Origin of the sequence: Salibacterium salarium (genome assembly GCF_030813635.1) — a bacterium.
GTDB lineage: Bacteria > Bacillota > Bacilli > Bacillales > Marinococcaceae > Salibacterium > Salibacterium salarium.
This window is the reverse complement of the sequence record NZ_JAUSUM010000002.1, coordinates 419,592-432,557: the sequence shown is the minus strand read 5'-3', so window position 1 is coordinate 432,557 and position 12,966 is coordinate 419,592. Positions and strand designations below refer to the sequence as shown.

Genomic DNA, 12,966 nt, shown 5'->3' with positions numbered 1-12,966 from the left:
AATTCTCCTTACATCGAATGGCGAAAGATATGCTTGTTTTTTACAAAGTAGTCAATCCCCGAAATAATCGTTAATAAGACGGCAATCCACATAAGAATCATCCCAAGTGGTATATTCCATGTTTCAAACGGTACGTTATGCAAGAGTAATATAGCAAGCGCAGCCATTTGAAATACTGTCTTCCACTTTGCTATTCCACTCGCTGCAATCACTTGTCCATCAGAAGCTGCAACTAACCGCATTCCTGTCACTGCAAATTCTCGGCTTAAAATCACAATGGCCATCCAAGCCGGCAAAATTCCGATTTCAATTAACGATAATAAAGCAGCTGTTACAAGCAATTTGTCAGCTAAAGGGTCTAGAAATTTACCAAAATTACTGACAAGGTTTTGCTTTCTAGCTATGTAACCGTCAAGCCAATCGGTAGCAGCAGCCAAAATAAATAAAATCGCACCCGCAAGATGAGTAAAAGGGAGTACAGTCCCTTGAAAATTCCAATTTCCAAATGAAAAAGGAACAAGCATCAATACCATAAAAACAGGAATTAGAAGAATCCGGGCGAGCGTTATCTTGTTAGGCAAGTTCATCAGTTGGTCCCTCGTTTCATTACCGTGTTAACCTGTACGTAAAATGAGCATGTCAGTCCGCACCTAAAGAATTCATTCCTATTGTATCATACAATCAACCAAAAAGTGACTAGCAAGCTCACAAAGAAAAGAACAATAAGTATATTTTTCGTATTAACGCTGTTCTCTATAATAAAAATCCCCCGGAGGAATAGGAACCTACCGGAGGAAATTTTATTATTATGGCTGTTTATCAAAGATAATATGCTGATGAGCATTATCTACGGGGTAATCTATTTCTTCGCCATTGAAATAGAGCGTAACAACAGATGTATTACCAATATTGACTTTCACATATTCCTCATCGCTAAAGTCAAGTTCAAACGTACTTTCCTCTTTAAAAGTAGCTGATTCTTCAAGAGTAGCTCCCTCTTCGTCTTTAATATCGATATAGGAATTTCCATCAATTTGCAATTCAATCTGCATCTCTTTCGCTCCGGATACATCATATGTAGAGCGGTTCCCTTGTTCTGTAGAAACTAATTCTGGTTTTATTGTTTCTTCGGGTTCTTCATCCTCACTATCTTTTTCCGTATTCTCATTAGAATCGGATTCTTCCTCAGATACATCCTCTTGTTGTTCTTCATTAGGTTCAGATTGCCCGTTCTCATCTGCTTGATCTTGCTCATTTGAATCAGATTCCTCACTTGCATCCATCTCAATAGAAGGTTCTTCGTCAGGATTATTTCCTTCCGAGTTTCCTTGATTTGCATCTTGCACAACAAGATATATGCCTGCTGCTACTACTACCAAAAATAAAATGCCCATTATAGCTGGAAGAAACGTAGATTTCCGGCGCTTTTTTTTCGGGACTTTCGGACTCGCTTTTTCTGCCCGAGATGGTAAATCTGTTGTTTGTTGTTTAGGTTGAGGCAACTCATTTCCAAATGATTCAAACACATCGTCTGGATATAATCCTAAAGCTTCTGAGTAACTTTTTACAAATGCACGCGTGTAAAATGCCCCAGGCAAAGAATCATAACGTCCTTCTTCAATCGCTGTAAGATAGCGCTTTTGAATCTTTGTCATGTCTTGCAGTTTTTCAATAGATAATCCTTGTTCTTCTCTTTTTGTTTTTAAAAATTGCCCAAGCTCTGACACTATTAACACCTACCACTTAACTGATATCGAAAGACGAAAAGCCAGATTCTATCACTTCATACGTAATCTCTTCTGTTTCATTATTACGCAGTTCAATCATACAATCAAAATCGTCCATTGTGTACCTAGATTCCCTCACAAAAATGTCGGGATGCTCCACCACTTTAACCGCCGGCTGTTTCATAATATCATGAACCAGTTGTTGATGTTTTTCCGGGGCACGCATCATCGACACGATGCCGTCAATAATATATATATGCCCCTCTTCCAATTCGTCCTCAGCTAACTGATTACGCACCGTTTGTCTTAGCAGTGTCGATGAAATAAAAGACCAGCGTTTGTTGGCACATACACTTGCTGCCACCAAAGATTCAGTTTTTCCAACTCTTGGCATACCTCTTATACCAACGAGATAGTGCCGGTCTTTTTTAAACAATTCTGCCATAAAATCAACCAGTAAGCCGAGTTCATCACGCACAAAGCGGAAAGTCTTTTTATCATCCGCATCTCGCTCTATATAACGACCATGCATTACTGCGAGTCGATCACGAAGGCGTGGTTCTCTTACCTTTCGTACTGTAATGTTGTCCATCGTATCGAGAATAGCTCTTAAACGGATAACCTGATCGTCATGTTTGCTTCGAATCAGCAATCCTCGTCGTCTATCTTCGACACCATTTATCGTAATAATATTTATAGAAAGAATACCAAGCAAAGAAGAAATATCTCCCAAAAGTCCAGGACGATTTTGATGGATTTCATATTCCAAGTACCATTCTTTCTTCCCTTCCATGCTACTCTCTCCTTATTTGACAGACAATCTTTTCAGATATTTGTCATTTTACGCTATTTTTCTTCATTTGAACAGTACTATTCCCAGATTAAGAATAATCTCCTTGTTTATATTCAACTATAAAAGAAGCCGCCCTTCGGTGAGTACACCTTGTTGGGCAGCTTTGTCCTCTTATTTTGATGAATCTGATTGTACCAGCTTTACCATCATGTTCGCTATCGCGTGCTGTTCTTCGTTATCAGCCACATGCCAAAGATCGGAAAGAATTCGTTCTTGTTCATTCTTTGGATCTACATCATTTGCTAAATATTCTCCAACTTCATAGGCTACATCTGACACTACACCATCGTTCATCCCTTCTTGTTTAGCTTGATCCAACCTTCCATCCAGAAATTGTTTCCATTGATCCCAATTATCTAAAACAGACATTTTATTTCCTCCTTCAAGATGTTTTCTTTTCTAGCATGCTCAACAAAGAGGGAATATATGTGTTTTATTGCATGGTCTTTTACCATCCACCGTTTATATCGAGAATGTGGCCATTTATATAACGAGCCTTTTCTCCTATCAAAAAAGTGACGGCATCTGCCACTTCATCTACTGTACCTAACCGTCCGGATGGGATATCTTCTCTAAGCTGTTCCCGTACGTCTTCTGAAAAGTTCTCCATCATTGGAGTATCGATAACACCTGGAGCAACAGCATTCACTCGAATATTAGAGGGGGCTGTTTCTTTCGCGAGCGCTTTAACAAACGTGTTAATACCGCCCTTCATAGCAGAATAAGCCGCTTCAAGAGCAGCTCCTCTGTCTCCCCAAATGGAAGAAATCATTACAATTTGTCCTCTTTTTTGGGTAATCATGGATGGGATTAATTTTTTTACTAGCAGCATCGCGTTTAATAAGTGAAGATGAGCCAGTTCATATAACTCATCATCGGTATTATCCTGATAAAATCCGTAGTTTTGTGTTCCGCAATTATACACTACCGTCTCCACAGGAGAATGGAGCTGATTGTATAGTTGCTCCACCCCCTCCCGTTTTGACAAATCACTTTGGACAATATATGCCTTTACGCCTAATGCTTCACATTGTGCTTTTAATTTCATAATGGCTTGTTTAGAACGATGGTAATGCAGAAATAAAGAGTGCCCTTCTTCTGCTAAAGAAAGTGCAATTGCTCCACCTATTGCACCACTAGCTCCTGTAATAAGCGTAAAACCGTTCATTATTATCCAGCCTGCTTTTTGGTAATTTGGGACACCGCCCGTGCTTTTTCTTGAAACAAAGTAGAAAGAAAGGCATTCACTTCTTCTGCCGTAATTTGTTCTAGTAAAGGTACAGCATCAAACATGTGCAAGTCATGAAAAGCATAATCCGTGTATTGATTAGCCATAAACTCTGGTGAATTCAATTGTTTTAAAAACCCGCCAATTTTCTTATTTCTTACTCTCTCTATTTGTTCATCATCGATACCATCATTCATTGCTTTATCTAAAGTATCCATAATTCGCTGTTCGAACGTTTCAGGATCAGACGTATCTCCGCCAATTGCAACAAAAGAAACTGAACGTTCCAGCATAAACTCTGATGAAAAAGAATCATCAATCAACCCTTCTTCATATAGGGCTTCATAGGCATCGGATCCTGCTCCAAACAACGCTTCTAATAAAATTTCAACGGAAAGTTCATAGCGGAGTAAATCCTGTCCTTCTTTTTCAGTAGGTAATATTTTATAGCCTATCATCACTTTAGGTGTATTAACACTCATTGGTACTACTGTTTTAGAATTTGCCACAGCTTCTGGCTCTTGTTCTAACACTCGTTCTATTTTATCTGGGGCTTTAAACGATTTAGCTGCTTGATTCTCTTTTACCAACTGAATTATATGTTCCGGATCTGCATCTCCAGCAACGCATAATATCATATTAGAAGGATGATAAAACGTTTCATAGCATTCATATAAATCATCTTTGGTAATTTTATGAATCGAATCAACAGTTCCGGCAATATCAATCTTAACCGGGTGATGTTGATAGAGATTCGACAGTAAGTTAAAAAATAACTGCCAATCGGGATTATCCTCATACATACGGATTTCTTGTGCAATGATTCCTTTTTCTTTTTCTACACTTTGTTCGGTGAAATACGGATGCTGAACAAAATCGAGTAAAGTAGTTATATTTTTATCTGTTTCCTGAGTGCTCGAAAATAAATAAGCCGTTTTTGTGAAGCTAGTAAACGCATTAGCAGACGCCCCCTGCTCGCCAAAGGTTTGGAACACATCGCCTTGTTCATCTTCAAACATTTTATGTTCGAGAAAGTGCGCGATTCCGTCTGGTACTTCTACTGTTTCATTCTTTCCAATCGGGACGAAGCGATTGTCAATCGAACCGTAATTTGTTGTAAAAGAGGCAAATGTCTTATGAAAACCAGGTTTTGGTATTACATATACGGTTAATCCATTGGGGAGCTTTTCCTTATGAATCGTTTCTTGTAACTGATTGAATTTAATTACTTCCGTCATTATTATCCTCCTCGCTTCTCAAAAAATAAATAGTGTCTAATTCAACAGTAGAAGCAGATTGAACCACATCTTCCTTAGTGACAGCATCTATTGCCGAAAGCCAATCTTCAAGAGAACGATTGTGATTAGCATTTACCCCTTGATAATATAATTCAATTAAACCTCTTGCATTATCTGCTGTTTCAAGCAATTGGTTTTTGACCATTCCTTTTGTCTGCTCCACATCTTCATCAGCAATATTTCCTTGTTTTATATCCTCAAGCTGTTTTTTTATAATATTAACTGCTTTATTATAATTATCTACCTCAATACCGGCCATAACAAGGATAATTCCTTTTTGGCTTTCATATCTTGATGCAGCATAATAGGCCATACTTTCCTTTTCACGTACATTAATGAACAACTTGGAGTTTGGAAAACCACCAAACAAACCATTCATCACCTGAGCAGCCGGAAATCGATTGTCAGAAAATGTAATTGGCGTTCTGTATCCCATATGAAGTTTACCTTGTTGAATATCATCTGTTTCTATCTTTTCTTGTGATTGATTCGGTTCAGAAGCTGACAGAGTGGTCGTGTCATCAGCCTTAGATTCTGCCTTTGTAAAAATCGAAGCCGCTTCTTTTACTTCTTCTGCTTTGAGATCACCGACGATATAAAGTCGAATATCATCTTCTTCCAACATCCGTTTATATTCATCCATCAAATCATCTGCAGTAATGGCATCTACCTCTTCAAAGTCTCCATAAGGATGAACAGAAAACGGCTCATTCTTACACATTACCTCTAATAACCGTTTATTCGCATACCTCATTTTGTCATCGTATATGGACTGGATTCGTTGTTTTAACGTACGTTTTTCTTCTTTTATTACTTTCTCTGAAAATTTACCTTCCTTTAAATAAGGATCTTCAAGCGCATTTCTTAAAAAAGAAAGATTCTTTTTAAATAGCGGAGGAGCTTCTTTTAAAAACCTTTCGTTAGCAGATTCCATGCGCATTGTTATAACGTGATTTTCTCCTTTTCGCTGAACATCAGTTTGAAATGTAGCACCATATAATTCATCCAAGTATAATCTAATCTGTTTTCTCGATGGGAACTCATTCGTTGCACTTTGTAATACGTTAGCTAACAGCGCTCGCTTTGTAGCTGTCTCTTTGGATAGCTTTGTTTTAATTTGAAGTACAAGCGTTGCTGTTTTATATTTTGTAGTTGGAATCAAATGGATATTTAGTCCATTGACCGTTATCATTTGTTCTTCATGCATATTTTACCGTTTCCTCCTTCATTTCCTACATTATAATTATTGTGACGATAATTCTTCACTTTCTTGTTCCTTATGATCGCTTACAAGAACATCTCTAGGTTTACTCCCCCCATAAGGGCCAACTATTCCTCTCATTTCCATTTCATCAATGAGACGAGCTGCTCTTGTATATCCTATTCGAAACCTTCGTTGCAACATCGAGACAGAAGCGCTTTGCATATGAACGATAAGCTCTACCGCGTCTTCATACAGATCATCCTGCACTTCTTCTTTCACTTCCGGCTTATCTTCGGGTATCATATCCTCTTGATAAATGGCCTTTTGTTGCGCAACTACTGCTTCAACTACTTGTTCCACCTCTTGATCAGAAACAAAAGCGCCTTGTACACGAGTGGACCGGTTCGAACCTACAGGCTGAAATAACATATCGCCTTTGCCTAACAATTTATCCGCACCTCCTGCATCAAGAATGGTGCGGGAATCCGTTTGACTAGAAACGCCAAAAGCAATACGAGACGGAATATTTGCCTTGATGACACCGGTAATTACATCAACAGATGGACGCTGTGTCGCAATAATCATGTGAATGCCGGCAGCTCTTGCCATTTGTGCAAGTCTTGTAATTGAATCCTCCACTTCATTGGAAGCCACCATCATTAAATCAGCTAACTCATCCACAATCACAACAATGTATGGAAGTTCCGGCTGTTTTTCATCATTTTTTTGATTTTGCTTTTTAACCAGTTCATTATAGCCTTCCATATTCCTTGTGCCTGTATGAGAGAATAGATCATATCGTCTTTCCATTTCAGCGACGACTTTTTTTAATGCTTGTGCGGCTTTTTTAGGTTCTGTTACAACTGGTGTCAGCAAATGTGGCACTCCATTATAAACATTCAATTCAACCATTTTAGGGTCAATCATCATCAATTTCACTTCATGAGGCCGTGCCTTCATCAAAATACTGGTGATAATTCCGTTAATACATACACTTTTTCCGCTGCCGGTTGCCCCAGCCACAAGGAGGTGTGGCATCTTATCAAGGGATGCCAATACTGGCTCTCCTGAAATGTCTCGACCAAGAGCCACCGACAAGACATGATCCTCTTTTTGATAGCCTGCTTCAATAACTTCGCGTAAAGTGACCATCGCTACTTCTGCATTTGGAACTTCGATACCAATTGCCGCTTTACCTGGAATTGGTGCTTCCATACGAATATCTTTAGCTGCAAGCGCAAGCGCAAGATCATCTGCTAAATTTACTATTTTACTTACTTTCACCCCAGTATCAGGCTGCACCTCATACTTGGTAACAGCTGGTCCTAAGTGAACTTCATTCACCCTCGCCTTTACCCCGAAGCTTTGTAATGTTTCTTCTAATTTTCTTGCATTTGAAGAAATTAAATTTCGCTCTTGTTCTTGAGAGTTATGCTGAGAAGAACCCAAAATACTAAGAGAAGGCAATTCATAATTTATGTTTTCTTGTTCTTCACGGTGTAATGGCACATCTCGAATCGAGTCATTATCGTCTTCTTCCCTTTGCATGTCTTTCACGTTCGAATTTTCGACTTTAGCCGGCGTTTTTTCCTCTTTTTCTGTCGATGTATAAGCGTTTTCGGCAAAGTTATAGATTACCGGTTCTGGTACACCTTCCCCTTGGCCAGAGAGAGATTTTTTTTCGGACGCGGTAACAGTTTCCGGTGCTGTTGAAGTACTTTTTTGTTCTTTCTTGTTTTTGTCCCTTCGTTTTTTCACTACGTTTCCTTTTTCTTTAATAAAAGTTTGAATCTGTTTTAATTTTGGTCCAGTTTTTTTATAAATATACTGAATCATATCTTGAATAGATAAACCAGTAATTAATATAAAAGAAAGAATGAATAATAACACTGCAATTATTCTTGTTCCAGCTGTGTCAAATAAAAATCGAGTTAGCACGAACAGAAGGGATCCTACCATTCCTCCACCTAAATCGTTAATAATGCCTTGATCAAAGGGGTCCAGCATAAAAAGATTAAATGTCGTTATAATCGCTGAACTTTCAGGATAGGTTCCTTGAGCTCCTAAATTTTCAAACATTTGAACGTGGCTTAATAACAGAACAGTAATAATACCAAGATATACTCCACTCAAACGCTTCCCAGTGAGCGGCGGAAACCGACGTTTCACAATAAGAGCAGCAGCTATAATTAATAAACCGATATTTAACAACGGTGCCCATTCTCCAGCAAAAAAACGAAATAGAGACAGCGTTACTTCACCGGCTCTACCCAGATGAAAAAGGGCTAAAATACCGAAAGTAAACAGAAACAGTCCGGTTAGTTCATATTTCATTTGTTCTTTCCATTGCTTTGATTTCTTTGTTGTTCGTTTCTTCTGTTTCGTTTTTTTCGCCATGTTCTCACCTCATTCCATGTCCTTCGTTTAATCTCATTGCATTTGTATGTAAAAGAACTATTCATAACAAAGCAGGCTGCCTCCAAATGTATGGCAGGGGAGACAGCCTTGTTTGTCATCTTGCTTCTTCTTTATATTATAGCATATCTTTCCTCTATTTCCTCCCCTTACACAAAGATCACTATGAATCATTCCATACTGATCCTGGTTGGTAGTTTGGATCCATATAATCGTGCGGATTCGAACTATTCATTCCAACTATTGTCCACGTACCATCTTCAGATTTTTCGATTGTAAGGCTTCCGTGAGTAATAGGGATGGTTCGTATATTTTCCCAACCTTTTTCATCCGGAGGAAATATAGATTCTATGCCCAGTGGGGTGTATAAAATCATTGAAGTATTCCTCCATTTTTATCATCCTTGCTTTCTTCAATTAGTTCGTTTAATCTCTGCAAAGCGGAACCTATGCCACCAACAGTGTCAATTAAGCCATATTTCACTGCATCTTCTCCAATAACATTTGTACCAATATCTCTCGTTAAATTTCCTTTCGCAAACATCAAATCTTTAAACGTTTCTTCTTCAATATTGGAGTGGTGAGTGACAAAATTGATAACTCTTTCCTGCATTTTTTCCAAATATTCAAACGTTTGAGGCACTCCAATCACAAGACCATTCAATCGAATTGGGTGAATCGTCATGGTAGCTGTTTCCGCTATAAATGAATGCTTTGCGGCAACGGCAATAGGCACACCAATTGAATGACCCCCTCCTAAAACGAGAGCTGTCGTCGGTTTACTCATACTAGCCACCATTTCAGAAATAGCAAGCCCCGCCTCTACGTCTCCTCCAACTGTATTCAAAATGAGCATAAGCCCTTCAATTTTAGGGTTTTGTTCCACTGCGACGAGCTGGGGGATAATATGTTCATACTTAGTCGTTTTATTTTGAGGTGGGAGTTGCATATGCCCCTCAATTTGACCAACTACTGTAATGCAATGAATATTAGAGTTTTCCATCTCAGCAACATTTGTTTGCCCCAGTTCTTGTATTTTGTTTACAAGACTGCTTTTTTGGTCCTCTTTATCCGGTTGTTTAGATGGCGTTTGCGGCGATGTATCAGGCGGGTTTTGTGGTGTGGATGGATCTTCGTCCTGTGGCATGTATAATACCTCCTTTATTGTTGTACTCATAGTATGACAACAGAGCCTGTCATTCATTCGTTATTTCTTGTGTAACATAAGAAAACATCTCCCTGCAGAAGAAACGTTCATACTTTTCCCAATAGAGTCATCCATTTAAAAAGGGGCTGGGACTAAACCTTTATAAGAACGAAAAATGCCGAACGATTTTGTAAAATCGTTCGGCATTTTTCGTTCCTAAGACAAATCGCTGCGCCACAAGACATTCGTGTTTACTACCGCATATTTTTCTTTTGTCCCAACCTCTTTTCTTATACTTCCATAATAATAGGTAATATCATCGGGCGTCTTTTAGTCTTTTCATATAAGTAGCGGCTAAGAACATCTCTTATATTACTTTTTAACGTTGACCATTCCTTCACATTTTCAGCCAATGCTTTTTCTAACGTTGACGTTACTTTTTTGTTAGCTTCTTCAAGCAACTCTTCTGATTCCCGGACATAAACAAAACCTCGTGAAATAATATCGGGACCAGATACAATACCACTGGATTTTTTATTTAATGTTACCACCACAACAAGGATGCCATCTTCAGATAACAGTCTACGATCACGTAAGACAATATTACCAACATCTCCAACACCAAGTCCATCTATCAATACGTTACCGGATTGTACTTTACCTGCTCGCTTAGCTTTCCCTTTCGTAAATTCAACAACTTCACCTTTGTCGAGAAGAAATGAATGGTCTGGAAGTACTCCTGTCTTCTCCGCTAATTCTGCATGAGCAGCCTGCATTCTATATTCCCCGTGTACTGGGATGAAATACGTTGGCTTTAATAAGTTAAGCATGAGCATAAGTTCTTCCTGGCTTCCGTGACCAGATGCATGAACATTGGCATCCCCATAAATGACGTCGGCTCCTAATTGATAAAGAAAATCAATAATGCGAGAAACTGACTTTTCATTTCCCGGAATTGGATTTGCTGCGATAACGACAGTATCACCGCTTTCAATCGTCAGCTGACGGTGAGCTCCTTTTGCCATCCGTGTCAGAGCTGACATCGGCTCACCTTGGCTTCCTGTACAAAGGATCGCTACTTGATTATCATCATATTCTTCCACTTTGCTTGTATCAATAAACATGTCATCAGAGCAGTGTAAGTATTCCATATTTCTCGCAATTTCAATCACTTTACTCATACTATGACCGACGACGGCTATTTTTCGATTTTCTTTTTCAGCAGCGTTAATTACTTGTTGAATTCGATGAACATTTGAGGCAAATGTTGTAATCACTATTCTGCCATCAGCTTCTTCAAACACGTCGGTTATACCTTGACCTGTTGACGTTTCAGAAGGAGAAGTACCAGGAAGTTCTGCATTGGTACTATCAGACAACAAGCATAATACTCCTTTTTTCCCAATCCACGTCAATTTATCAATATCTGTAAATCGTCCGTCAACGGGTGTTTGATCAATTTTAAAGTCCCCTGTATGAACAATTTTGCCTTGTGGTGTATCTACACAAACTCCGATAGAATCAGGAATGCTGTGCGTCGTGCGAAAAAATTGAACCGGTAACTGTCCAACAGTGATGCGGCTGTCACCATGTATTAAACGCAAATCTGTTTTTTTCCGCAACCCTTTTTCTTTAATATGATCTTCAACAAGACCTATAGTTAATTTTGTTCCATACACCGGCGCATTAATCTTTCTTAATATATAGGCAAGAGCTCCAATGCGGTCTTCATGTCCATGTGTTAGAACAATCCCCCGCACTCGATCTTTATTTTGTACAAGATATGAGATATCTGGTATTACCACATCAACCCCGAGCATATCGTCCTCTGGAAACATCAATCCAGCATCTATAATGAGGATATCTTCTTCTGTTTCAATGACATACATGTTTTTACCGATTTCACCAATTCCGCCTAAAGCAAAAACACGTATCGTTTCTAATGACTGCTTTGACAACGTTATTTCCTCCTAAATATTCAATTCTGTCGTTTAATGGATACCATACATCGTTATGTTTTTTATTGTACAGTCACACTTATTATTTTACATACCACTTCCACGGTACCTGTAAAAATAATCGTTTTTTCTATAACAATAAATTACGCACCCGAACACATCACTTCTTTGTAGTATAACTCAAATAGAAAACAGAATACAAGCCTATAATTGCTTTTTTATAATAAGAAAAGCCTGGCTTAGGCCAGGCTGAACCATTCCTCAAGCTGTTTTAATTCCGCTTCATTCAAAGGAATAATTGGTGCTCGTGTCATTCTTGTACCAATTCCAATTTGTTCGAGTAAACCTTTAACTGGAGCTGGATTTGGTGTCATAAAACAAGCTTTCATTTGCGACAGCAACCTTCGGTGAGCCGCTGCTGCTTTTAGTGTTTCTCCTGCTGCAAAGTTATCAATCATCATTTTTATCTCGTTTCCAATCACATGTGCTGCCACAGAAACCACTCCTGAGCCTCCGATTGACATGATTGGCAACGTAGACGAATCATCCCCACTGTAAACGTAAAAATCATCCGGGCTCTTGTCTACGACATAAGCAATTTGATCAAGATCTCCACTTGCTTCTTTTACAGATGTTATATTTGGTATCTCCGTAAGACGAAGCAACGTATCTGCATCTAAATTAACAATACAGCGTCCGGGAATATTATATATCATAAGCGGCAATGAAGACGCTGCATTCGCAATCATTTTAAAATGGTGGTACATCCCTTCTTGACTTGGTTTGTTGTAATAAGGAGTGACGGCCATGAAACCATCGACCCCTGTTTTCACTGCTTGCTGTGTCAATTCTTCGGAATAAGCGGTATCATTTGTTCCCGTTCCAGCTATTACAACAGCTCGATTATCTGCAATCTCTTTAACACGCTTAAAAAGAGCTAGTTTTTCTTCTGTTTTTAACGTAGGGGACTCCCCAGTTGTACCAGCAACAACTAAACCTTCTGAACCCGTGGCTAAAAGATGCTCTACTAAAGGTTCAAGTGTTGGCCAATCTAAATTTCCTTTGTTATCAAATGGGGTGATCATAGCGGTGAACAATCGACCGAATTCCAATCATATTCAGCCCCTTTCCTTTTCA

12 protein-coding genes and 1 pseudogene are annotated in these 12,966 nt (G+C 38.8%); all 13 read right to left on the bottom strand.

Annotation, left to right across the window (positions count from 1 at the left end):
* Positions 1–8: 8 nt before the first annotated feature.
* The 13 genes and pseudogenes from pgsA to dapA all read right to left on the bottom strand — a co-directional run bounded on the left by pgsA (position 9) and on the right by dapA (position 12,941).
* Positions 9–587: a CDP-diacylglycerol--glycerol-3-phosphate 3-phosphatidyltransferase gene (gene pgsA, locus J2S78_RS07985; protein ID WP_306897620.1), complete on the bottom strand. Its 579-nt coding sequence runs from the start codon at positions 585–587 to the stop codon at positions 9–11.
* A gap of 219 nt (positions 588–806) precedes the next feature.
* Positions 807–1,052 carry a RodZ domain-containing protein gene (locus J2S78_RS17095; RefSeq protein ID WP_370871561.1) on the bottom strand — a complete coding sequence of 82 codons (246 nt, stop codon included), beginning with the start codon at positions 1,050–1,052 and terminating at the stop codon, positions 807–809.
* Positions 1,053–1,535: 483 nt separating this feature from the next.
* Positions 1,536–1,727: pseudogene (locus J2S78_RS17090) on the bottom strand (helix-turn-helix domain-containing protein); the annotation flags it as partial.
* A 16-nt stretch (positions 1,728–1,743) separates the two neighbouring features.
* On the bottom strand, positions 1,744–2,520 hold the full coding sequence (locus J2S78_RS07975; protein ID WP_306897616.1) for a DUF3388 domain-containing protein: 777 nt from the start codon (positions 2,518–2,520) through the stop codon (positions 1,744–1,746).
* A gap of 171 nt (positions 2,521–2,691) precedes the next feature.
* The gene (locus tag J2S78_RS07970) at positions 2,692–2,949 is read right to left on the bottom strand and encodes a DUF3243 domain-containing protein (RefSeq protein WP_306897615.1); all 258 of its coding nucleotides are present in this window, start codon (positions 2,947–2,949) and stop codon (positions 2,692–2,694) included.
* A 79-nt stretch (positions 2,950–3,028) separates the two neighbouring features.
* Positions 3,029–3,748, bottom strand: a complete 720-nt coding sequence (gene ymfI / locus J2S78_RS07965; RefSeq protein WP_306897613.1) for an elongation factor P 5-aminopentanone reductase — start codon at positions 3,746–3,748, stop codon at positions 3,029–3,031.
* Between the two features lie 2 nt (positions 3,749–3,750).
* Positions 3,751–5,046, bottom strand: coding sequence for an EF-P 5-aminopentanol modification-associated protein YfmH (gene yfmH / locus J2S78_RS07960; RefSeq protein WP_306897612.1), 1,296 nt, complete (start codon positions 5,044–5,046; stop codon positions 3,751–3,753).
* A complete protein-coding gene (yfmF, locus tag J2S78_RS07955; protein ID WP_306897611.1) occupies positions 5,030–6,313 on the bottom strand; it encodes an EF-P 5-aminopentanol modification-associated protein YfmF in 1,284 nt (427 codons plus the stop codon). Before yfmF ends, yfmH begins: the two co-directional genes overlap by 17 nt.
* 36 nt (positions 6,314–6,349) lie before the next feature.
* Positions 6,350–8,707: a DNA translocase FtsK gene (locus J2S78_RS07950; RefSeq protein WP_306897610.1), complete on the bottom strand. Its 2,358-nt coding sequence runs from the start codon at positions 8,705–8,707 to the stop codon at positions 6,350–6,352.
* A gap of 181 nt (positions 8,708–8,888) precedes the next feature.
* Positions 8,889–9,101 (bottom strand): YlzJ-like family protein, encoded by a 213-nt coding sequence (locus J2S78_RS07945; RefSeq protein ID WP_306897608.1) that lies wholly within the window; start codon positions 9,099–9,101, stop codon positions 8,889–8,891.
* The gene (locus J2S78_RS07940; RefSeq protein WP_306897607.1) at positions 9,098–9,871 is read right to left on the bottom strand and encodes a ClpP family protease; all 774 of its coding nucleotides are present in this window, start codon (positions 9,869–9,871) and stop codon (positions 9,098–9,100) included. The genes J2S78_RS07945 and J2S78_RS07940 overlap by 4 nt, the downstream gene beginning before the upstream one ends.
* Before the next feature lie 290 nt (positions 9,872–10,161).
* Positions 10,162–11,829: a ribonuclease J gene (locus J2S78_RS07935; protein WP_306897605.1), complete on the bottom strand. Its 1,668-nt coding sequence runs from the start codon at positions 11,827–11,829 to the stop codon at positions 10,162–10,164.
* A 239-nt stretch (positions 11,830–12,068) separates the two neighbouring features.
* Entirely contained in the window at positions 12,069–12,941 is an 873-nt protein-coding gene (gene dapA / locus J2S78_RS07930; RefSeq protein WP_306897604.1) for a 4-hydroxy-tetrahydrodipicolinate synthase, read from the bottom strand.
* Positions 12,942–12,966 lie beyond the last annotated feature (25 nt).